Origin of the sequence: Terribacillus sp. 7520-G, from assembly GCF_002271665.1 — a bacterium.
In the GTDB taxonomy this organism is placed as follows: domain Bacteria; phylum Bacillota; class Bacilli; order Bacillales; family Amphibacillaceae; genus Terribacillus.
This window is the reverse complement of sequence record NZ_NQFP01000007.1, coordinates 224,659-245,297: the sequence shown is the minus strand read 5'-3', so window position 1 is coordinate 245,297 and position 20,639 is coordinate 224,659. Positions and strand designations below refer to the sequence as shown.

Sequence of the window (20,639 nt, the reverse complement as noted above, 5' to 3'; positions counted from 1 at the left end):
AACCCTCCTTATTTGATCAGCGCATTGCTGTCGATGATAAGTGCAACTTGTCCATCCCCCAGAATGGTAGCCCCGGAGATGGCAAATATCTCAGTCAAGTAGTTTCCGAGAGATTTAAGCACTATTTCCTGCTGTCCGATGAAGCCATCCACAATCAAGCCGGCCGACTTATCACCTTTTTTGATGATGACGACAGAATAATGATCTGTCTCCTCATACACATTCGGTACTTGGAATACGTCTTTCAAAGAAACAAGGGGAACGACTCTTCCGCGAAAATCGATTACAGCTTGGTTATGGACATGCATTACCTCCGATTTCGGAATGATTGCTGTCTCGATGATGGAAGAAAGCGGAACAGCGTATTTCTCTTTTTGGATTTCCACCAGCAATACACTGATGATGGACAAGGTCAGCGGCAGCTCGATGCTGAACAAGGATCCTTTTCCTTCTTCGGAGCTTATGGTAATCGTGCCGCCGAGTGATTCGATGGTATTACGGACGACATCCAACCCTACACCCCGGCCGGAAATATCCGAGATGGTATCAGCAGTGGAAAAACCGCTTTCCATGATCAAGCCGAATATTTGACTGTCATTCATGATTGCCGCTTGTTCTTTTGTGATAAGGCCGTTGTTTATCGCTTTCTCCGTGACTTTCTTCCGGTTGACCCCGGCGCCATCATCACTGATGTCGATAAAGACATGATTGCCTGAATGATAGGCTTTCAGCTTGATGGTTCCAGTTTCCGGCTTTCCTAGTTCCCGTCTTACTTCCGGAGTCTCGATACCATGATCCAGGCTGTTTCGTATCAAATGCACCAGCGGATCACCGATTTCATCGATGACTGTGCGATCAAGCTCTGTTTCAGCACCTTCAATCTGCAAATCGATTTTCTTGCCCAAATCCTTGGCAAGCTGACGGACCATACGCGGAAATCGATTGAATACCTGATCGATCGAAACCATCCGCATTGTCAATACGATGCTTTGAAGGTCGCCGGAAATCCTGGCCATTCGCTCCACGGTCTCATGCAGTTCAGGATTTTTAACATCCTCTGCGATCTGCTCGAGCCTGCCTCGGTCGATCACCAGTTCCTCGAACAGGTTCATCAGGATATCAAGTCGTTCAATATTCACACGGATCGTCTTATTGCTATGCTGCGCTTTTTTCTCGGTGGTTGTTTCGTCGGCTTTTTCTTCAGCAGCCGATGCTGCTGCTTCTTCTTTTGCCTCTTCCTGTGCATGCTTATATGTATCGATGTAGAAGTTTTGGATGTCAACTGCATCGATTTCGGATACTTTCAGGATTTTTTCTTCGATAAGCTCCTTCGACTCTTTCGTCACGACCAAAACTTCAAACGTCTGTTCGAATGCCTCATCCTCAAGCTGCGAAACATCAGGATTGGATTTGACCACTTCCCCCAATGATTCAAGCACTTCGAAGACCATATAGACCCGGGCAGCCTTCAGCATGCAATCTTCACGCAGCGTAACCTTCGCATAAAAGTTCTGAAATCCTTTTTCCTCGCTTTCCCGAAGTACCGCCAGCTCGAATTCGTCCAAAATCAGACCTGGTGTTTCATCAGTTTTTCCTTCGGCAGCCGTTGCTGTACTTTCCAGGGGTGCCTCGCCGGATTCAATCGCTTCCAGCTGGCGGACCAGTTCCGTCACCTCTTTGGTCCCTGCTCCCCCCGACTCGATATCCAGGACCATTGCTTCGAGACTATCGACAGCGTCGAAGACGACATCCAGTATGTCAGGATTGATCGTGATCTGGTGATTCCGGATTGCATCCAGTACGTTCTCCATCTGATGTGTCAAATTCGCCAAATCCTGATAACCCATCGTAGCCGACATACCTTTCAGCGTATGTGCGGAACGGAAGATTTCGTTGACCAATCCGATATCCTCGGGCTGTTTTTCCAATTCCAGCAAATGCTGATTCAAGCTTTGCAGATGCTCTTTGCTTTCTTCGATGAACACGCCTAAATACTGATCTATTTCCATTGGTTGACCCCCTCTAAAAGATTGACTCTCTGCTGTATAGCGGAAGCGATGGACTGTACCGGACATACGTGATGGAGCAATCCTGCCTCGGCAGCAGCCCTCGGCATACCATACACGACACAGGATTCCGCTGATTCTCCGATGCTGTAGACCGACGGATGCTTATCCCTGATCATGCGCAGACCATCCGTGCCATCCGCTCCCATGCCCGTCATGATGACAGTGCAAATATCCACATTTTCCAAGCTGCTGATGGATTCAAACATACGATCCACGGAAGGACGATGCCCTTTCACCGGTTCTTCCATCGTCAATTTCGCAATAAGCCGGCTGTCCGCCTGTTCAATCGTCAGGTGCTGACCTCCAGGAGCAATGTAAACCACACCATTTTTCAAGATTTCATTCTGCTGGGCTTCCTTTACACTTATCGCACTCAAGCCATCCAGCCTTTCCGCCAGGGACTTGGTGAATCCCACCGGCATATGCTGGACGACGACAACTGGCGCTGCGAGTGCAGAAGGAAGCTTTCCGACTACTTCCTGCAAAGCTCGCGGACCTCCAGTGGATGTACCGATCGCCACAAGACTGCGATCCGCCCGTTTCCTCTCAGGCGCCTTGGCGATCATCTTCACGTCAGCCGCTTTGACACGCTGTTTAACGGAGAGCCGGGAGGATGATGCAGCTACGACTTTGACAACCAACTCATCCCGCACCTTATCCAAATCCAAGGATATCGAGCCGGAAGGTTTCGCAATGAAATCAACTGCACCAAGTGACATGGCATGAATGGTCATGTCTGCACCTTGCTTTGTCAGGCTGGAAAGCATGACCACAGGCAGCGGATGCTTCCGCATGATTTCCTTGAGTGCTTCAAGTCCGTCCATAATCGGCATTTCAACATCCATGGTCACAACATCAGGTTTCAGCTGACTGATTTGCTCCAGTCCATCCTTGCCGTTCCGGGCTGTTCCGATAACTTCAAGCCGTTCATCACCATTCAGGAGGTCGGAAATGATTTTTCGCATAAAAGCGGAATCATCAACGACCAAAACGCGTATTTTTTCCATTGGGTGTCCCTCCTTTCATCCAGATTTCTTTTAATTTGCCGATGAATGATGTCCTTCCTTTAGCTGTCATGCCTTCTGCGGGTTTCAGATAATCGGAGGCAAGCTGTTTCATGATGGCTCCTGCTTTTGAATCCTTCTGATTGATAAACGGCTCCTGCATCTTTACCGATTTAGGGATCTGTTTATCCTCAGGAAGAATGCCCAGGAGAAGGATTTCAGCATGGAGGAATGTTTGTACAACTTCCTTCATGCGGTCAGCGGTATCCTGCCCTTCCTGCCTATCCATAGCCCGATTGACGAGGAGGTTCATGGGCAGATCAGCATTCATGCTTTTGATATGTTTGATCAGCGCATAGGCATCCATCATACTTGTAGGTTCTGTGGTCGTGACGATGATACTTTCGTCCGCTGCCAAAATGAAACCTGCACTTTCTTCTGTTAAACCGGCTCCCATATCAAGGATCACAAAGTCATATCTCTGCTGAGCCCTTTCAAATTCCTGCTGGAAGTGGGCAAATCCCCCACCATCCATCCGGAAAAATTCATCCATGGCGGCACCGGCAGCTATGAAATCAAGGTCATCGGGACCTGTTTCCACAATTTCTTCCATTCTCAATCTGTTCTGGATCATATCCACAAAGGAACGTTTGGCTGAAATGCCGAGCAGTATTTCGATGTTTCCCATGCCAAGATCCAGATCGATAAGAAGAACCGATTTCCCAAGCTTACCCAGAGCCAATGAAAAGTTCAGCGCAACATTCGATTTGCCCACTCCGCCTTTTCCGCTGGCTACAGCTATGGTACGCGCCAGCGCATTCCGCTTGACGCTCGCCCGGAGTTTGGCTGCTTGATCATACACGCGCAGTCGCCTCCATCACACTTTTTGCCAAATAGGATGCGGATGGGACGAGAATATCATCAGGTACATCCTGACCATGTGTCAGATAAGCCACTCCTATATGCGCTTGCTGAACCAAATTCAAAATAGCGCCATAACGGCTTGCTTCATCCATCTTCGTGAATATGAACTGCTTGATCGGCAAGTGGGCAAATTGTTCATAAACCTTGGACAGATCAGATGCCCTGGTTGTTATGGACAAAGCCAGATAAGTTTCCGCTTCGTGATCTAAGTCGAGTGTACGTTCCAGCTCTTTTACATAACCTGCATCCTTGAAATTCCTGCCTGCAGTATCAATGAAAACCAAGTCATAATCTTCCAGCTTCTTCCTGGCAGCCTGGTAATCTTCCAGCGAATAAGCAACTTCCAGCGGCACTTCCAGTATCTTGGCATATGTCCGCAGCTGATCGATGGCTGCGATCCTATATGTATCTGTCGTGATGAATGCAACCCGTTTTTTATCGACCAAAGCACTTTTTGCAGCAAGCTTGGCAATCGTCGTTGTTTTGCCTACCCCGGTCGGACCGACCAGATGGATGAACTTCTTCTCGAACCCGACAGGCTGCTGAACCTTTTCAAATCGTTTCACCAGGATTTCATAGAGTATTTGTTCTGCATCCTCATTCGAGTCGTTTCCCAAAAGATGCTCCATCAGTCCGGAAGCGATCTGCGGATGAACCTCGTTGTGCAGAAGCCGATCATATAAGCCTTGCAGCGGCAGGGCATAATGCCGAGTCTGGGTAGAAAGGGCAGATTTCAATTCCTGCTTCAGGGCTGTGATTTCAGCGGACAAATCCCTTTCAGCTGGACCATGCTCCATTTTTGACAAAGGGGCGGCACTTGAAATATCAGGTTTCTGATCTGCTTGACTGCCGCGGGTGACATCGGGATCAAGCGCCGCGATGACTTCGATCCGCTTCTTCTTGAAAAGACCGAGAAAACCGCCGCTTGTCAGTTCTTTGGTGCGCAGGATGACTGCATCCTTGCCAAGCTCCCGTCTGATTTGAATCATCGCTTCAGGCATCGTATCCGCTGTATACTTCTTCATTTTCATGCAACATTCACCATCCCGACACTCCTGATTTCTGTTGTATTATCCAATTCATTATAGGATAGGACGACTGCATGAGGCAGGCTGCGATCAAGCAGCTGGCGTATGTACATGCGGATCGTAGGAGAACACAGCACGATGACTGTCTCTTCCCGCAATGACAGACGCTCTGCCTGTTCCATCACTGACTGTACGATTTTTTGCTGAGACTCCGGATCCAAGGACAAATAATTCCCATGCTCTGTTTGCTGAATATGATCCGCTATCAATTTCTCGACAGCTCCGGAAACGGTGATGACTTGTAATGGCTGCTTATCCTTGGCATATTGCTTTGTGATCTGGGGCGCCAGCGCTTGGCGAGCATATTCTGCCAGCAAGTCGGTATCGGTCGTCATCCGGCCGAAATCAGCCAATGTCTCGAATATTACCGGTAAGTTCCTGACAGACACATGCTCACGAAGCAGTTTCGCCAGCACTTTTTGCACGTCTCCGACAGATAGCGGCTCTGGCGTGACTTCTTCCGCCAAGATGGGATACGATTCCTTCAAATGATCGATAAGCTGCTTCGTTTCCTGTCTGCCCAGCAACTCATGGGCATGGCGCTTGATCGTTTCCGTAAGATGAGTCGATACGACGGATGGAGGATCAACGACAGTGTAGCCGGAAAGCTCTGCTTCATCCTTCATTTCCTCACTGATCCATTTAGCAGGCAGGCCGAAAGCTGGTTCAAGGGTATCTATCCCATCCAAACCGTCATCTTCGACTCCCGGACTCATCGCTAAGTAATGATCAAGGAGCACTTCACCGGAAGCAACTTCATTTCCTTTGATCTTCAAACGATATTCATTTGGTCCAAGCTGGATATTATCGCGTATGCGAACCACAGGAATGACGATACCAAGCTCGATCGCAAGCTGCTTACGGATCATGACGATCCGGTCAAGCAAGTCGCCGCCTTGATTCGTATCAGCCAGCGGTATAAGTGCATAGCCGAATTCGAACTCGATCGGATCCATACTGAGCAGGTTCACCACATTGTCGGAAGATTTCATGGAAGTCTCTTCCTGTACTTCTTCCGACTCAACGTCCATTGTCTCTTCTCGCTTCTGTGCCCTTGATAGGAAGAAAGCAGAACCAGCCAGCACGGCAGCAATGGAAGTTGTCAGGAAGAAGTTGATCGGTGTCAAACCAAGCAAGAAAATTGTACCTGCTGCAATGTACAGCAAGCTGGGAAAACGGAATAGCTGTTTGGTCACATCGCTTCCGAGATTCCCTTCGGAGGCTACCCTTGTCACAACGATACCTGTTGCAGTGGAGATGAGGATTGCCGGAATCTGCGTCACCAATCCGTCCCCTACCGTAAGACGCATATACGTATTGATGGCATCCTGGAAACTCATCCCCAATTGCATCATCCCGATGATCAAGCCGAAGATGATATTGATCAATACGATGATGATACCAGCGATGGCATCACCTTTTACGAACTTGCTCGCACCATCCATCGCCCCGTAGAAATCCGCCTCATTTTCCACTTTTTCACGACGTTTTTTTGCCTCGACATCGGAAATCATGCCTGCATTCAAGTCGGCATCGATGCTCATTTGCTTTCCTGGCATCGCATCAAGGGTGAAACGGGCAGCCACTTCGGAGACCCGCTCCGATCCCTTTGTGATGACCAGGAATTGAATGATGACCAAAATGATGAAGACGACAAAGCCGACTAACGGATTATCCCCGATGACGAAACTGCCGAACGTCTCTACTACCCCGCCGGCATGGCCATCTGAGAGGATGGCTCTTGTGGTGGAGATATTCAGTGCCAATCGGAACAGCGTCAGCAAAAGTAAGAGAGAAGGGAAGATCGAGAATTGCAGCGCTTCCTCTGTATTCATCGCCACAAGGATGACAATCAAAGCAAGCGAGATATTCGTCAGGATCAAGATGCTCAAAAGCCAGCCCGGCATCGGGATCACGAGCATGACAATCACTAAAATTACTGCTATAAGTACTGACATATCCTTAAGTTTCATGTTGAAATTCCTCTTCTCTTACATTTTACGCTCCGTGCGGTATACGAAGGCGAGCACCTCTGCAACCGCTTGGAAAAATTCTTCCTGAATCGGCTGATTCAGCTCCACTTTTTTATATAATCCGCGTGCCAGCGGCTTGTTTTCCACCATCATTACATCATTCGCCTTTGCTATTTCCTTGATTTTAAGCGCTACATGATCCATGCCCTTGGCAATGACGATCGGCGTATCCGACTTTTTCTCGTCATACTGGATGGCAATCGCAAAGTGCGTCGGGTTGGTAATGACGACATCGGCTTTTGGAACCTCACTCATCATCCTCATCATGGACATCTGACGCTGCTTTTCTTTAATTTTGGAACGAATCAATGGATTACCTTCCGTGTTTTTATATTCATCCTTGATATCCTGTTTGGACATCCGGATATTCTTCTCAAAATCAAATCGCTGGTAAGTATAATCCAGCACTGCAATGAACAGCAAAGCCAAAGCAGCTGCAAAACCCATATATAATGTTGTCTTGCCGAAAAACTGCATGGCATTTTCCGGAGCTTTCGTAAACATGGTCATGACCGTGTCCATATTCTCCCAAAGCATATAGAAAGTCACTGCTCCTACCAAGCCGATCTTCAGCAAGGATTTCACAAGCTCCACCAATGCCCGGACAGAAAAGATACGTTTTGCTCCTTGGATTGGATCGATCTTCTTCAGATCGAATTTGATGTTTTCCCCGCTGAAAAGCAATCCGAATTGCGCAAAATTGGAAACCAGACCGGCAAGGATGGCGATACCCATCACCGGCCCGACGATCTTAGCCAAGGCTATGCTCATCTCCACAAGCAGTGTCTGCACGGTATTGGCGGTGATTTCCTGTGTGAGATATTCATCAAATACAATGGTGAATAGCTGTAAGAACTGATCTTTGAAATATCCGCCCATCAAAGCCAAGGCTCCCAAGGAAAATAAAAGCAATATGGCGGTATTGACATCCTGACTCTTGGCAACCTGCCCTTTTTTCCTTGTATCCTTACGCTTTTTCGGTGTCGCTTTCTCTGTTTTCTCACCAGCGAAAAACTGCAGATCCAAGCGGTATTTCATTTAAGACCCTCCAAACAGAACCATCAAATCACGCATCGTCACAAGCATATAATCAAACAGCTGCCGAACCACTGTCATATAAACGCCGATCGAAAGGAATAACAGGACAAATGCTACAAGTATCTTAATCGGCAGGCCCACGACAAACACATTCAGCTGCGGCACGGTCCTTGCTATTATTCCGATGGCTACATCAACCAGGAACAGACAGCCGACAATCGGTATACTCATCTGGAAGGCGATGAGGAACATCTGCCCGAAGGATCGGAGCACCAATTCCACAAATGACTGATCTCCAAATGGCACCATTTCATCCAAAGGAATCAGTTGATAGCTGTAGAAAATACCATCGATCAAGAGCAAGTGCCCATTGACGGACAGCAGGAACAGCGTTGCAATCGTGTAAAGGAATTGTCCTGTCAGAGGGCTCTGGGCTCTCGTAACCGGGTCGATGACATTGGCAATCGCAAAACCCATCTGAAAATCAATCAATCCCCCGGCAACATTGATTGCCTGAATGACGATGAAAGCAAGCAGGCCGATTGTCAGGCCGACCATTGCTTCTTTAAAAAGCAAAAGAAAGTACGTATGATCGACCGGAACTGTCGGACGATCGATCGTAAAGAAAATGATCAAAGCAAGGAAAAAGCTGAATCCAATCTTGAATGTCGTCGGCACATTCCGGTAAGAAAACAGCGGTACAGTCACAAAAAAAGCGACGAGACGGACCAATATCAATGCAAATGCCGGTACAACGGTATAATCAATCTGAGACAGCATCTGCTCAGCCCACAAATCGATCCAAATTCTGCAGTATGCCTGCAGTGAACTCGACCATTCTTGTCAGCATCCACGGACCGAAGAATACCAAACCGACCAATACGGCGACTATTTTAGGAATGAACGCAAGCGTCTGTTCCTGAATCTGCGTCGTCGCTTGGAATATGCTGACGATCAAACCGACAGCAAGGGCTACGATAAGCAAGGGTCCGCTGACAATCAGGACTGTATAAATACCGCGTTCTGCGATGGAAATAACAAATTCACTGCTCATAATACCTTACGCTCCTTCATTCGCTAAAACCCTCGCAGCAACGAGGATGTAACCAAATACCAGCCATCCACCAGGACGAATAACAAAATTTTAAATGGCAATGAAATGATTACCGGCGGCAGCATCATCATCCCCATCGACATAAGGATGCTGGCTACAGCCATATCGATAACAAGAAATGGGATGAAAATCATGAAACCCATTTGAAAAGCCGTCTTCAACTCGCTGATAGCAAAAGCCGGCACAAGTGTTGACAGCGGAATATCCTCGACTGATTCCGGTTTTTCCAGACCGGCATAATTCATGAATAAAGATAAATCCTTTTGTCGCGTTTCCTCCGCCATGAACGTCTTGATTGGTCCGCTCGCTTCCGTATAGGCCTCATCAAGCGATATTTCATCGTTCATCAATGGCGTGATGGCCTGGTCATTAATTTCACTGAAGGTCGGCGCCATGATGAAGAAGGTCATGAATAAAGCAATCCCGATCAAAACCTGTGTCGGCGGTGTCTGCTGTGTGCCTAAGCTCATCCTTACGAAGGATAGCACGACAACGATCCGTGTAAAACATGTCATCAGGATGAGAATCCCTGGTGCCAAAGAAAAAATGGTCAATAATAGCAGCAATTTTACCGAGGTCGATACATTCTCGGGGTCGGTTCCAGAAAATATATTGATAAAATCATTCATCGTCCGTATCCTTCCTTTGCTGCTGTTCCAATCTGTTGCGTGACTGCTTCAGCTTCCTTATTTCCTCTTTGAACTGTTCCTGGAAGCTGGATGCAGCCCCATCACTTTTCGCCGATTCTTCCTGCTGCTTCTCTTCCTGCTGTTTTTTGCCCGGCAATATATTGGCCAATAAGGCCGATGCCTTCATTTCCTGCTGATCCTGTTCCGTCAATTCCTTGATTGTCTGCTCATCTTCGATTTCAGTCAGTAAATCGACATTGTCCCCGACTCCAAGCATATAAACCTTTTCACCAACCCGGACAATCTGGACGGATTTATTGTTGCCAAGTGCAATACCGCCAATATTCTCCATCGCCCGGACTTGCTGGAACAGGCGATTCCGTTTATTCAAAAACTTGAGTAGGACATAGATCAGTCCGAGCACGACTGCCAGTGCCAATGCAAGCTTTACTAGATTCATAAAGGTAGATGTGCCTCCAGCTGCCGCATCGGCCGAATCAGCTGCTGGTGTATTCTCTTGTTGATTTCCGGCTTCATTCATATCTTTGCAGTCTTCCGATTGTGCAGCATCTTTCTTTAAACAATCCTCCACACTCGCTGCCGCTTCGGCAGATATGGGAGAAATGACTAGATGCATCAATACAAGGAGCATGCATGCCCAGACTGTTCTTTTCATCATTTCCTACTCACCTTTTTTAGCTCAATGCTTTTTGGATTGCCTCTACAACACGATCTGCCTGGAATGGTTTAACGATAAAGTCCTTCGCACCAGCTTGAATGGCATCGATGACCATCGCCTGCTGCCCCATGGCAGAACACATGATGACTTTCGCATCTGGATATTGGCTTTTGATTTCCTTCATAGCTGCAATACCATCCATTTCAGGCATTGTGATGTCCATCGTCACCAAATCAGGAGTCAATTCTTTGTATTTCTCTACAGCCTGCTGGCCATCTTGTGCTTCCCCTACTACTTCAAAGCCATTCTTTGTCAAAATATCCTTGATCATCATACGCATGAATGCAGCGTCATCTACGATTAGAATTCTGTTTCCCATATTTTCTCTTCCTCTCAATGGTCGAATTAGTTGATTGATTTTAATCTATCGGATTGACTAAGGATATCCGTCACACGTACACCGAAATTCTCTTCGATGACGACAACTTCACCTTTTGCAATCAATTTATCATTAACGTGGATATCCACTGGCTCACCCGCAAGCTTGTCCAATTCCACGACGGAACCGACAGACAGCTCCAGGATTTCCTTGATGGTGCGCTTTGTACGGCCCAGCTCGACGGAAACTTTCAAAGGGATGTCCATCAGCAAATCCAAGTTGCGCGGATTCCCAGACGTCGGTGCTGCTGGTGTATCAAAGCTTGTGAAAGCTGCTTGCTGCACATTCGGAGCAGGCTGGGAAGTCTGTGTCTGCTGCATGGTTTGTACAGGTGTTTCCCGGACAGACGGCTGTGCTTGGCTTGGAGCTTCCTGTACCGGCGGTGCTGTGACTTCCGGCTCCGACGCAGCAGGATGCAGCAGCTCATTCACCATATCCTTGGCAAAATCCGTTGATAGCAGCTGCATGATGGAAGAGTCGATCAAGTCACCGATTTTCAAATCGAATGACACACTTACTACCTGATCATCAGCAGGCAGCTTATCGGCTCCAGTACCCTCGGATAGATTCATCAATGCAATGGAAGGCGGAGAAATATCCACTTTCTTGCTGAATACGGTGCTCATGCTTGTAGCAGCTGCACCCATCATTTGGTTCATCGCTTCCTGTACAGCACTTTGATGGATCTCATTGAATTCTTCGGCTGGTGCATTTCCGTCACCGCCAAGCATTAAATCCGCAATGATTGCAGCATCCCGCTGCTTGATGACGAATAGGTTCGTCCCGGAAAATCCTTCGGTATAGCTGACCTCTATCGCCACATTCGGCTGCGGGAATTTTTCGTATAAATCAGACCGTTTGACGATGGAGGTTTTAGGCGTTGTGATGTCCACCTTTTGATTCAAAAGTGTCGATAATGTAGTTGCTGAACTTCCGAACGAGATATTGCCTATTTCTCCAAGTGCATCCACTTCCATCGAATCCAAATCTTCTTTAGGGAGGATCTGCTCATCATCTGTGCTGGTCGAACTATCATCTGATCCCTTCAATAATGCATCTATCTCTTCTTGGGATAACATATTGTCAGTCATTTTCTTCCCCCCCTGTTTCAATCTCTTCCATTATTTGTATCGCCATTCTATTTTTTTGTTTGCCTGGCTGTGCTTTAAACTTCACTTGGTTGTCCACTTTTATATCAAGCGGATGATCGATCGCCTGGTTCAGCATCAGTACATCGCCTTCCTGGAGCTTCATCAATTCCTCTACCTGAATCGAAGTCTCTCCAAGGATCGCCTTCAAGTCGACCGAAGCTTGCTGTATGCCAGTAGACAGGTCCCTCCACTCTCTCTCATTGCCTTGTCTGTCCACAGGAGCCTGCATCCAGTAATGAACGGAAAGCTTCGATACAATCGGCTCCAGGACGACATGAGGAATACAAATATTGATCATTCCTGACGTTTCACCGATTGTTGTGTTCAGTGTCACAACGACGACAGTCTCATTTGGTGACACCATTTGGAGGAACTGCGGGTTGATCTCAAACTCTTCCAATAAAGGATCCACATCCTCTATCGATTGCCATGCTGCTTTAAGGTTTTCCATTCCGGATTCGAATAATTGCGTCATGAGTATTGTTTCGATTTCAGTCAGATTGTTGATCTTGTTGACACTGCTGCCGCGACCGCCAAGTGTTCTATCAAGCATCGCAAAAGCGATGTTCGGATCATACTCCATCAAAATCTTGCCTTCCAGCGGTGACAGGCTATATGTGTTCAGAATCGTCATCGCCGGGATGGAACGAATGAACTCCTCATATGGTAGCTGATCGACGGATGCTACTGATATTTGGACAAATGTCCTTAGCTTGGCTGAGTAGAATGTCGTCAGCAGCCTGGCAAAATTTTCATGGATACGCGTAATGCTGCGTATCTGATCCTTCGAGAAGCGGAGTGCCCGTTTGAAGTCATACGTTCTCACTTTTTTGGCTTTCTCGTCCTGTTTCAGCTCATCTGCATCCATTTCACCGGAAGATATTGCGGATAACAGTGCATCGATCTCATTCTGTGATAAGACCTCTTCTGCCATGCACGTCACCTCCGTTCCTGCTTTTCAGTGATTTATTGTAAAACTTTGCTGACCGTATAGACATCCTCGATCGAGCCTTCTTGCATTTCTTCGTTCAATTTTTTCTTCAGATTTTTCTCCAAGTCTGTCAAGCCGGCTTGGAAATCTTCCTTATTCATCGCGGTCATTTCCTTGATCACGATATTTTTCAGCTGAAACTGTCTTGCAGTCACTTCTTCCTTCGCTTTCTCACCGTCGGTGATGAGCTGGAATTGGATTCGGACGATACTGCCATCCTCCAAGTCCGTCGTTATTTCATCGGTTGTCACGGAATTCGCAGCAAGCTCACTCGCCGAAGGTTCCTTCGCTTCCGATGTGGGGCTCGTGAAGAAGCTCCAAGCAGCATAGCCGCCAGCGCCCAGGATGATGACAGCCGATAAAATGATAATGATAACTTTAGCGTTCATTTTTTTCTTGTTTCTCCTTTGTTCCGATCAAGCCGATAGATTGATAGAATTCACGGATTTTCCTCGCCACTTCTATCTCTGACTCCCGAACGATGATCTTTTTGCTGGATGTGAGTGTGATTGTCGTATCGGGAAACGATTGGATTTGCTCAATGAAAAGCGCATTCAACGTAAATGTCTCTCCATTTAATTTAGTTAATTTGATCACTTTGAAAAGGGAGTAAGGCTACTCCCTTCACCTCCTGTTTATCGTTTCAGGTTGACAAGCTCTTCCAGGATCTGGTCGGAAGTCGTGATGATCCTTGTGTTCGCCTGGAATCCACGCTGGGCGATGATCATGTTTGTGAATTCCTCGGAAAGATCGACATTGGACATTTCCAATGCACCTGATACGATTTGGGCAGTACCATTCTCGCCAGGAGCAGAAATCTGCTCTGCTGACAGACCGGCATTCGGGCTATTCCGGTACGTGCTGTTACCATTTTTGATCAAGCCATCCGGGTTGGAGAACTTAGCCAGACCGATGGTTCCAGCTACAGCTACCTCTCCGCCTTCAGCAGTGTAATTAACCTCTCCTTGCCCGTTAATGCTGATGCTGGTAGCGCCTTCTGGAACCGTTATCGCCTCGCCGTTTACATCGAGCAGGAATTGACCGCTGCTATTCACGATCCTGCCGTCCCCATCCAAGTAGAAGTTACCAGCTCTTGTAAATCCGATATCGGCTGAATTCATATCATCATTCCCTGTCGGATTAGCGGATACGATGAACATTCCTTCACCTTCAAGCGCCAAATCAAGTGTCCGATCGGTATTCTGGCGGTTACCTTGGGTATGTACATTATCAATGGAACCGACTTTCGAACCTAGACCAACCTGACTTGCATTTGTACCGCCTGTTTGAGCTGTCGGATCAGTGGAAGCTTTGATTTGCTGATTCATCATATCCTGAAAAGTGATTCTGCTTTTCTTGTAACCGGATGTATTGACGTTTGCAATATTGTTACTGACTACATCCAAATTTGTTTGAAAACCTTTCATTCCTGAGATACCAGAGTAAAGTGAACGTAACATGCTTCATCATCCTTTTCTTTTTATTCGTTGCTTACCTTCGTAACAGCGTCTGCATAAATCGACTTTCCATTTTCAAGCTCCAAAACAGCATAGCCGCCTTGCTGTGTCACAGCCTTCACCTTGCTTGTGATGGTGTCCGTGATTTCACCTGTATCCAAATCGTATTCGTTGTAGGTGACATTTTTATCAATCATATGGCTGTACTCGATAACCGGAGACGTGTATGACGAATTGCCTGCCATATATTCGACAACCTCGGTCATATTCATTATTTGTTCCAAAGTGGTGAAGGAAGTCATTTGGTCAATGAACTTCGATTCATCCATTGGGTTTGTCGGATCCTGGTTCTGGAGCTGTACCATCAGGATCTGAAGGAAATCATCTTTATCAAGCGTAGAACTTGGTGTCCTCGTTTTTTGTGAATCCAGATAATAGCTGGAATCGATTGTGCTTGTGGTCGTCATATCCTAATTCCCTCCTGCTCAGAAAGAATTTCTGCAAAACTTGTATCCATGCTGTCTTGGATTTCCTGTTGCTGCTGTCTTTGCTGTCGGTCCTGCTGTCCTTCATTGTCATCCTGGAACTGCTGCTGGCTGTTTCTCTCAGGTGAGGTTGCTTGGAGCTGATCCACTCGCTCGGTAATGCTCACTTGATGAGGGGAAAACATATGCTTGAGGCTCGATATGTTGGAATCAAGCATGTCCTTCGCTTGTTTGGAAGCTGCAACGATCTGAACGGTTATATCCCCGTTCTCCCGGACCAATTTCACTTGTAAGTCACCTAGATTGCCAGGACGAAGCTGGATCGATAATTCCTTCAATCCGTTTCTGTCCGACAGCATACCGCTGAACTTTACAGCCTGTTCCAATTTTTGGACCAGCTCTTTGCCAGCTTGCTCCGGAGCCAGGTCAGCTTGCTTAAGATGGAAAACAAGCTGCTCTTGTTTCGATACTTGAAGCGTGCTTATTTGTTTGGGATCAAATGTCTGAAAATCTTGTTTTTGCTGTGTTGATACCGACTTGCTTGCTAAAGTTTTTTCATTGCTGCCTGCAGAGGCTTCCACAATCCGCCTGATAGCGCTCGCCATTTCTGTCAGCTTGGGCTGTGACTGCGCCTTTGACTCTTGCAATGCTGTTTGGCTTCTTGCGGACTCGCTATCCATCGTATTAGCGGCGGATACCAGCTTTGAAGTCTGCAATGCGGTTGATGGGTCTCGTTTATCAGAATGGGAAGATATGCCGGTAAGCATTGCCAAATCCTTTGATGAATTCTGATTGATGCCGGCAGCATCCGTCTGATTCTTGGATGGATTTCCTGCTTTTGTTACAGCAGATGACACCATTGAGCCCGGAGGCAATGTCTGCTGCAAGGCTGCTGTGATTCCATCAGCGTTCGCTGTAGCATTGCTTCCATTCAGTTGAGCCTGTAATTCTGCAAGCTGAGTCAACATATCATCGACCGCTGATTCCTGTCCCGATGGTTTGATATTTCGCAGAACTTGTTCCGCCTTGTCCCTTAACTGGCTTGGCAGGAATGCAGCCAAATTATTTTCCCCAAGCACTTGCCCGACAAGTTCCCATGCATCTTCAGGCAGCTCTTTGGGTTCAAGGGATTCCCCTGAACCCATCTTATTGAAGAATGCCTCCAAAACGACTTGCATATCCTGCTTATCCTGTAAATCCTTTATCACAGGAACGGAACTATCCGGATAGCTTATAGTCTCGTTAGCCGTGCCGGAAGCAGCTTGCTGAAACAGGCTTTGAAATAGATCACTACCAGCGGGCGTCCCCTTCTGCACATTTACAGCAGGAGCAGTCTGGAGTGAAGGAAAAGATGGGATCATATTATTCAACTTTCTCCCCCTCCTTCTCTGCTTCATCAACCATGGCACTGGTGTAGGATGCTGCTGCCTCAGGATCCATCGCAGCCAGGATCGTCCCCCGCTTTTTACCGGAAAGCTCCTGAAGAACTCCTAAAGCCTTCTCGTTATCCAGCTTACTGATGATTGCCGCTGCTTTTTCGTCATCCATCTTACTGAAGGAGGTCGCTGCTTCCTTGTATGGCGTCGCTGCTTCTTCCTCTTCTGTTGCTCCATCTCCGGAAGTGCCTTGCGCCTTTGCGGTATTGCTTGCTGGTTCGGTGCCGTTTAGCTGATTCTGCAGTTTGACGATCTGTTGATTGAGATCATCGATTTCTGCATTTTTTGCATCCTCGGTCTCTTTCATCATATCGATTGTTGCTTGCTGTTCCTTCAGCTGTTTTTTTAGTTTATCCGCATCAGCGGGGCTGCTTGAAGAAGATGCAGATTCATCATTGACCATATTGCCGATGACCGGAATACCTGATGCGAGCTTTGCAACAGATACACCCGAAAATTCCAATATTGCGATAACAAGTGCTGCTGCCAGTACAACCGGCAATAAAAAATAGAGAAAGAATCCTTTTCCTTTGCCTTTCTTCTTTTGTTGATCGTTTTTTTGCTTTGCCATATCCTATCGTGCTCCATTTGCTAAGAATTGGCGGATTGATATGTCATCCATCTGCCTTTTTTCTTCATCCTGCAGTTTCCGCCATGCTTCCTGCCGCTTCTTTTCCAGAAGCTTTTCGATTTTTTTCACTTCGATATAAGCTTCCGAAAGCAGTTCCTGCTTTTCCATCATGGCGTTGCGAGCAAATTGTACTGCTATCTGGGCCCGGTCTATCTGCCGGTTGATCGATTCCAGGAAGGCATGATGTTCGGATAACCGCTGGATAGGAACAGAAGCTGCCAAGCCTTTTGACAGCTGCTCTTCAGCACCTTCTTTTTTCTTGAGCAGCTCATATAAAGTCGTTGCCGCTGATTCGAACTGCTGCTGCTTCTCCGCAAAGGCCTGCTGTGCTGCTTTACGCTCACGCTCTTTCATACGCAGGATTTTTTCGAAAATCTTCGTGTCGGCCATCAGATCATTCCTTTCCTATCAGCTGCCTCATTTGCTGAATTGCGTCTGGACGACTTGTAAACTCATGCATCCCTTGCTTAAGGAAATCGAGAATCGGTTTTTGATAGCTGATTGCTTCATCGATTTCTTTATTCGTGCCTTTCTTATAAGCCCCGATTTGAATCAATTCCCGATTCTCTTCATATAGGGCCAGCAGCGTCCGAAGCCGCTGTGCGAGCCGATACACTTCTTCATCGGTGATTTGCGGCATGACCCGGCTGATTGATTTGAGAACATTCAGCGCCGGGAATTGTCCTTGCTCCGCCAATTTCCGATCCAGGACAAAGTGTCCATCCAAAATGCCTCGCACCGTATCCGCTATCGGTTCATTCATGTCGTCTCCATCTACAAGCACGGTATAAAATGCTGTAATAGCACCTGTTTCATTCGTCCCCGTGCGTTCGAGCAGCTTAGGCAGGGCAGCGAAGACAGATGGCGTATACCCTTTTGTGGTGGGCGGCTCACCAGAAGCAAGGCCAATTTCCCGCTGTGCCATCGCCACCCGGGTGACCGAATCCATCATCAAGTTGACATGCATTCCTTGATCGCGGAAATATTCACAGATCGCCGTTGCAGTGTACGCACCCTTAATTCGCATCAGGGCAGGCTGATCGGATGTCGCCACAACGATGATCGATCTTTTGATGCCTTCCTCACCTAAATCCTTTTCAATGAACTCACGCACTTCTCTTCCGCGCTCTCCTATCAAGGCAATGACATTGACATCGGCACTTGATTTGCGAGCTATCATCCCAAGAAGGGTGCTTTTGCCCACTCCGCTTCCGGCGAAAATACCGACGCGTTGTCCTCGACCGACCGTCAAAAGGCTGTCGATCACACGCACACCTGTTTCGAGCGGTTCCAGGATTCGCGGCCTCGTCATCGGATTCGGCGGATTCCGGTCCGTCGTAAAGGATTTCAATCCTTTCGGGAGCATGCTGCCATTCAATGGCTGACCCAACGGATCGATGATGCTGCCGATCAATCCATGGCCTATCTTGATTGACAATGGTGAACCGGTTGCTTCAACCAAGCAGCCAGGCCCGACATCCTTCAACGGTGCAAATGGCATCAGCAGCACTTTCTCGTCATCGAAGCCTACCACCTCGGCCAGGAATCTTTCTTCGGAAGCCGAAGATGGATGGATATAACATATTTCCCCGACACTGGTCACCGGTCCATGCGACTCAATCAGCAACCCGACGACTCTGTGAATCCTTCCGTATCGTTTGTAGGTATCCAAATTATCCAATTCATTTATGTATCGTCCGAGCATCAGTCCGCTTCCTCTCGCCTTAGCTCAAAGAGCTTCTCCCGAAGGACAGCCAGCTGCGAATCGATGCTTGCATCAATTCTTCCATGCTTGGTTTCCAGGATACAGCCGCCAGACGGCAAATCATGCTGCGGCATGATCATGAGCTCGAAATCCTTGCCTGTCAGCAAAGCCAGCTCCTCTTTTTGCTGGAGGACAAGCTCATAGCTGTCTGGATGGACATAAAGACGTAAATCGCTGCGCTCCTTCCAGTCGGCAATCGCGCCTTTTACAAGTGCCAAATAGCTTTCCGGATCAGCTGTCAATGTCTGATGCATGATTTTTTCCGCCAATTTCAGCCCAAGATCCAATAAAGCATCCTCACTTGCTTCGACTGTTTCTTTATAATCCTGCTGAGCCAGCTCGACAAGCTGCTTTGCTTCTTCGAGCTTTGATTCATACGATTGCAGCCCTTCTTGCTGTCCGGCAGCAAAGCCCTTCTGATATCCCTCGAGCTGAGCTTGTTCCATCAAATCCCGCTTTTGCGACTCCCATTGACTTCGCTCTTTTTCAACTGCCTGCCTTGCGGAAGTCAATATCTGCTCCGCTTCGTCTTTTGCATCCTTTATATGCTGCTGGCACCGCTCTTTCTCTGCTTGCCAGGATGCTGTGTCCTCAGTATCATCCCCGGTCTCCAGTGTCAGCTTGACCGGCCTGATATCAATCACTTTCGATTCCTTCACTGATACGGATTGCCAAATATTAGACAATGATGTCATCTCCTCCGCCGCGGGATATGATTATCTCGCCGACTTCCTCCAAACGCCGGATGACGGATACGATACGGCTTTGCGCTTCTTCTACATCTTTCAGACGGACAGGTCCCATGAATTCCATCTCCTCTTTGAATGTCTGCACCATCCTGTCAGACATATTCTGGAATACAATGTCTTTCACTTCGTCGCTCGCCACTTTCAAAGATAGCTTCAGATCATCATTCTCAACCTCGCGTATGACACGCTGAATGGCGCGGTTATCCAATGTGACGATATCTTCAAAGATGAACATACGTTTCTTGATTTCCTCGGCAAGCTCGGGATCCTGAACTTCCAATTCATCCAATATCGTCCTTTCGGTGCTTCGATCCACACCGTTAAGCACTTCTACCACTGCCTGGATACCACCGGTCTGTGTGAAATCCTGTGTAGCGGTAGTGGATAAATTCTTTTCGAGAATCTGCTCTACCTGACTGATGATTTCTGGTGATGTACTGCTCATCGTGGCAATACGCTTTGCCACATCTGCCTGCATATCCTGCGGCAATTCAGACAATATCTGACCGGATTGCTCTGGCTCCAAATAGGAAAGTACCAGTGCTATGGTCTGCGGATGCTCATTTTGGATGAAGTTAAGAATTTGTGTCGGATCTGCCTTTCTTGCAAAATCAAAAGGTCTTACTTGCAGCGTGGAAGTCAGCCTGTTCATGATTGCAGCAGCTTCTTCTGCTCCCAGAGCTTTTTCCAGAATCGTTTTTGCATATGCGATTCCGCCTTGGGATATATAATCCTGTGCAATGGCTATCTGATGAAATTGATCTATTATCGATTCTTTCTCTGCGCTGTCCACTTTCTTTACAGAAGAAATCTCCAATGACATTTTTTCGATTTCTTCTTCTGTCAGATGCTTATATACATTCGCAGCCGTATCAGCTCCAAGAGAGATCATCAAGATCGCTGCTTTTTGTTTTCCTGTCAAACGTCCTTTCACAGCTGCCATTCCTTCATTGCTCC

Annotated in this window: 23 protein-coding genes; all 23 read right to left on the bottom strand. The window is 47.4% G+C overall.

Annotated elements, in window-relative coordinates:
- Window positions 1-8: 8 nt before the first annotated feature.
- Genes CHH53_RS03450 through fliG form a run of 23 tightly spaced genes read right to left on the bottom strand, consistent with a single transcriptional unit; the run spans window position 9 to window position 20,625 of the window.
- Window positions 9-2,009: a chemotaxis protein CheA gene (locus CHH53_RS03450; RefSeq protein ID WP_095214719.1), complete on the bottom strand. Its 2,001-nt coding sequence runs from the start codon at window positions 2,007-2,009 to the stop codon at window positions 9-11.
- Window positions 2,000-3,076, bottom strand: a complete 1,077-nt coding sequence (locus CHH53_RS03445; RefSeq protein WP_095214718.1) for a protein-glutamate methylesterase/protein-glutamine glutaminase — start codon at window positions 3,074-3,076, stop codon at window positions 2,000-2,002. The genes CHH53_RS03450 and CHH53_RS03445 overlap by 10 nt, the downstream gene beginning before the upstream one ends.
- Window positions 3,048-3,935 carry a MinD/ParA family protein gene (locus CHH53_RS03440; RefSeq protein ID WP_158221470.1) on the bottom strand — a complete coding sequence of 296 codons (888 nt, stop codon included), beginning with the start codon at window positions 3,933-3,935 and terminating at the stop codon, window positions 3,048-3,050. Before CHH53_RS03440 ends, CHH53_RS03445 begins: the two co-directional genes overlap by 29 nt.
- Window positions 3,928-5,028, bottom strand: coding sequence for a flagellar biosynthesis GTPase FlhF (flhF, locus tag CHH53_RS03435; RefSeq protein ID WP_095214716.1), 1,101 nt, complete (start codon window positions 5,026-5,028; stop codon window positions 3,928-3,930). The genes CHH53_RS03440 and flhF overlap by 8 nt, the downstream gene beginning before the upstream one ends.
- Window positions 5,025-7,058 (bottom strand): flagellar biosynthesis protein FlhA, encoded by a 2,034-nt coding sequence (flhA, locus tag CHH53_RS03430; protein ID WP_095214715.1) that lies wholly within the window; start codon window positions 7,056-7,058, stop codon window positions 5,025-5,027. Before flhA ends, flhF begins: the two co-directional genes overlap by 4 nt.
- A gap of 18 nt (window positions 7,059-7,076) precedes the next feature.
- Window positions 7,077-8,156, bottom strand: coding sequence for a flagellar biosynthesis protein FlhB (gene flhB, locus CHH53_RS03425; RefSeq protein ID WP_095214714.1), 1,080 nt, complete (start codon window positions 8,154-8,156; stop codon window positions 7,077-7,079).
- Complete coding sequence (gene fliR, locus CHH53_RS03420; RefSeq protein WP_095214817.1) at window positions 8,157-8,936, bottom strand: flagellar biosynthetic protein FliR; 780 nt, start codon at window positions 8,934-8,936, stop codon at window positions 8,157-8,159.
- A gap of 4 nt (window positions 8,937-8,940) precedes the next feature.
- On the bottom strand, window positions 8,941-9,210 hold the full coding sequence (gene fliQ, locus CHH53_RS03415) for a flagellar biosynthesis protein FliQ (protein WP_095214713.1): 270 nt from the start codon (window positions 9,208-9,210) through the stop codon (window positions 8,941-8,943).
- A 23-nt stretch (window positions 9,211-9,233) separates the two neighbouring features.
- A complete protein-coding gene (fliP, locus tag CHH53_RS03410; RefSeq protein WP_095214712.1) occupies window positions 9,234-9,899 on the bottom strand; it encodes a flagellar type III secretion system pore protein FliP in 666 nt (221 codons plus the stop codon).
- Window positions 9,892-10,578, bottom strand: a complete 687-nt coding sequence (gene fliO, locus CHH53_RS03405; RefSeq protein WP_095214711.1) for a flagellar biosynthetic protein FliO — start codon at window positions 10,576-10,578, stop codon at window positions 9,892-9,894. Before fliO ends, fliP begins: the two co-directional genes overlap by 8 nt.
- 16 nt (window positions 10,579-10,594) lie before the next feature.
- Complete coding sequence (locus tag CHH53_RS03400) at window positions 10,595-10,957, bottom strand: response regulator (protein ID WP_038560215.1); 363 nt, start codon at window positions 10,955-10,957, stop codon at window positions 10,595-10,597.
- 26 nt (window positions 10,958-10,983) lie between these two features.
- Window positions 10,984-12,108 (bottom strand): flagellar motor switch phosphatase FliY, encoded by a 1,125-nt coding sequence (gene fliY, locus CHH53_RS03395; protein WP_095214710.1) that lies wholly within the window; start codon window positions 12,106-12,108, stop codon window positions 10,984-10,986.
- On the bottom strand, window positions 12,101-13,102 hold the full coding sequence (gene fliM / locus CHH53_RS03390; RefSeq protein ID WP_095214709.1) for a flagellar motor switch protein FliM: 1,002 nt from the start codon (window positions 13,100-13,102) through the stop codon (window positions 12,101-12,103). Before fliM ends, fliY begins: the two co-directional genes overlap by 8 nt.
- Window positions 13,103-13,134: 32 nt before the next feature.
- Entirely contained in the window at window positions 13,135-13,548 is a 414-nt protein-coding gene (locus tag CHH53_RS03385) for a flagellar basal body-associated FliL family protein (protein WP_095214708.1), read from the bottom strand.
- Complete coding sequence (locus CHH53_RS03380; protein WP_095214707.1) at window positions 13,538-13,756, bottom strand: flagellar FlbD family protein; 219 nt, start codon at window positions 13,754-13,756, stop codon at window positions 13,538-13,540. Before CHH53_RS03380 ends, CHH53_RS03385 begins: the two co-directional genes overlap by 11 nt.
- A gap of 38 nt (window positions 13,757-13,794) precedes the next feature.
- On the bottom strand, window positions 13,795-14,619 hold the full coding sequence (flgG, locus tag CHH53_RS03375) for a flagellar basal body rod protein FlgG (RefSeq protein ID WP_095214706.1): 825 nt from the start codon (window positions 14,617-14,619) through the stop codon (window positions 13,795-13,797).
- Window positions 14,620-14,639: 20 nt separating this feature from the next.
- On the bottom strand, window positions 14,640-15,083 hold the full coding sequence (locus CHH53_RS03370; RefSeq protein WP_095214705.1) for a flagellar hook capping FlgD N-terminal domain-containing protein: 444 nt from the start codon (window positions 15,081-15,083) through the stop codon (window positions 14,640-14,642).
- A complete protein-coding gene (locus CHH53_RS03365; protein ID WP_233134816.1) occupies window positions 15,080-16,462 on the bottom strand; it encodes a flagellar hook-length control protein FliK in 1,383 nt (460 codons plus the stop codon). Before CHH53_RS03365 ends, CHH53_RS03370 begins: the two co-directional genes overlap by 4 nt.
- Before the next feature lies 1 nt (window position 16,463).
- The gene (locus CHH53_RS03360; RefSeq protein WP_095214703.1) at window positions 16,464-17,108 is read right to left on the bottom strand and encodes a MotE family protein; all 645 of its coding nucleotides are present in this window, start codon (window positions 17,106-17,108) and stop codon (window positions 16,464-16,466) included.
- A 3-nt stretch (window positions 17,109-17,111) separates the two neighbouring features.
- Window positions 17,112-17,558: a flagellar export protein FliJ gene (fliJ, locus tag CHH53_RS03355; RefSeq protein ID WP_095214702.1), complete on the bottom strand. Its 447-nt coding sequence runs from the start codon at window positions 17,556-17,558 to the stop codon at window positions 17,112-17,114.
- Between the two features lie 4 nt (window positions 17,559-17,562).
- Window positions 17,563-18,873 (bottom strand): flagellar protein export ATPase FliI, encoded by a 1,311-nt coding sequence (fliI, locus tag CHH53_RS03350; protein WP_095214701.1) that lies wholly within the window; start codon window positions 18,871-18,873, stop codon window positions 17,563-17,565.
- Window positions 18,873-19,619 carry a flagellar assembly protein FliH gene (gene fliH, locus CHH53_RS03345; protein WP_158221468.1) on the bottom strand — a complete coding sequence of 249 codons (747 nt, stop codon included), beginning with the start codon at window positions 19,617-19,619 and terminating at the stop codon, window positions 18,873-18,875. Before fliH ends, fliI begins: the two co-directional genes overlap by 1 nt.
- Entirely contained in the window at window positions 19,612-20,625 is a 1,014-nt protein-coding gene (fliG, locus tag CHH53_RS03340; protein WP_095214699.1) for a flagellar motor switch protein FliG, read from the bottom strand. The genes fliH and fliG overlap by 8 nt, the downstream gene beginning before the upstream one ends.
- Window positions 20,626-20,639 lie beyond the last annotated feature (14 nt).

Excerpts from the sequence above, each read along its gene's own strand:
- CHH53_RS03450 (WP_095214719.1), bottom strand. The coding sequence starts at position 2,009 with ATGGAAATAGATCAGTATTTAGGCGTGTTCATCGAAGAAAGCAAAGAG.
- CHH53_RS03445 (WP_095214718.1), bottom strand. The coding sequence starts at position 3,076 with ATGGAAAAAATACGCGTTTTGGTCGTTGATGATTCCGCTTTTATGCGA.
- flhF (WP_095214716.1), bottom strand. The coding sequence starts at position 5,028 with ATGAAAATGAAGAAGTATACAGCGGATACGATGCCTGAAGCGATGATT.
- flhA (WP_095214715.1), bottom strand. The coding sequence starts at position 7,058 with ATGAAACTTAAGGATATGTCAGTACTTATAGCAGTAATTTTAGTGATT.
- flhB (WP_095214714.1), bottom strand. The coding sequence starts at position 8,156 with ATGAAATACCGCTTGGATCTGCAGTTTTTCGCTGGTGAGAAAACAGAG.
- fliR (WP_095214817.1), bottom strand. The coding sequence starts at position 8,936 with ATGCTGTCTCAGATTGATTATACCGTTGTACCGGCATTTGCATTGATA.
- fliQ (WP_095214713.1), bottom strand. The coding sequence starts at position 9,210 with ATGAGCAGTGAATTTGTTATTTCCATCGCAGAACGCGGTATTTATACA.
- fliP (WP_095214712.1), bottom strand. The coding sequence starts at position 9,899 with ATGAATGATTTTATCAATATATTTTCTGGAACCGACCCCGAGAATGTA.
- fliO (WP_095214711.1), bottom strand. The coding sequence starts at position 10,578 with ATGATGAAAAGAACAGTCTGGGCATGCATGCTCCTTGTATTGATGCAT.
- CHH53_RS03400 (WP_038560215.1), bottom strand. The coding sequence starts at position 10,957 with ATGGGAAACAGAATTCTAATCGTAGATGACGCTGCATTCATGCGTATG.
- fliY (WP_095214710.1), bottom strand. The coding sequence starts at position 12,108 with ATGACTGACAATATGTTATCCCAAGAAGAGATAGATGCATTATTGAAG.
- fliM (WP_095214709.1), bottom strand. The coding sequence starts at position 13,102 with ATGGCAGAAGAGGTCTTATCACAGAATGAGATCGATGCACTGTTATCC.
- CHH53_RS03385 (WP_095214708.1), bottom strand. The coding sequence starts at position 13,548 with ATGAACGCTAAAGTTATCATTATCATTTTATCGGCTGTCATCATCCTG.
- flgG (WP_095214706.1), bottom strand. The coding sequence starts at position 14,619 with ATGTTACGTTCACTTTACTCTGGTATCTCAGGAATGAAAGGTTTTCAA.
- CHH53_RS03370 (WP_095214705.1), bottom strand. The coding sequence starts at position 15,083 with ATGACGACCACAAGCACAATCGATTCCAGCTATTATCTGGATTCACAA.
- CHH53_RS03365 (WP_233134816.1), bottom strand. The coding sequence starts at position 16,462 with ATGATCCCATCTTTTCCTTCACTCCAGACTGCTCCTGCTGTAAATGTG.
- CHH53_RS03360 (WP_095214703.1), bottom strand. The coding sequence starts at position 17,108 with ATGGCAAAGCAAAAAAACGATCAACAAAAGAAGAAAGGCAAAGGAAAA.
- fliJ (WP_095214702.1), bottom strand. The coding sequence starts at position 17,558 with ATGGCCGACACGAAGATTTTCGAAAAAATCCTGCGTATGAAAGAGCGT.
- fliI (WP_095214701.1), bottom strand. The coding sequence starts at position 18,873 with ATGCTCGGACGATACATAAATGAATTGGATAATTTGGATACCTACAAA.
- fliG (WP_095214699.1), bottom strand. The coding sequence starts at position 20,625 with ATGGCAGCTGTGAAAGGACGTTTGACAGGAAAACAAAAAGCAGCGATC.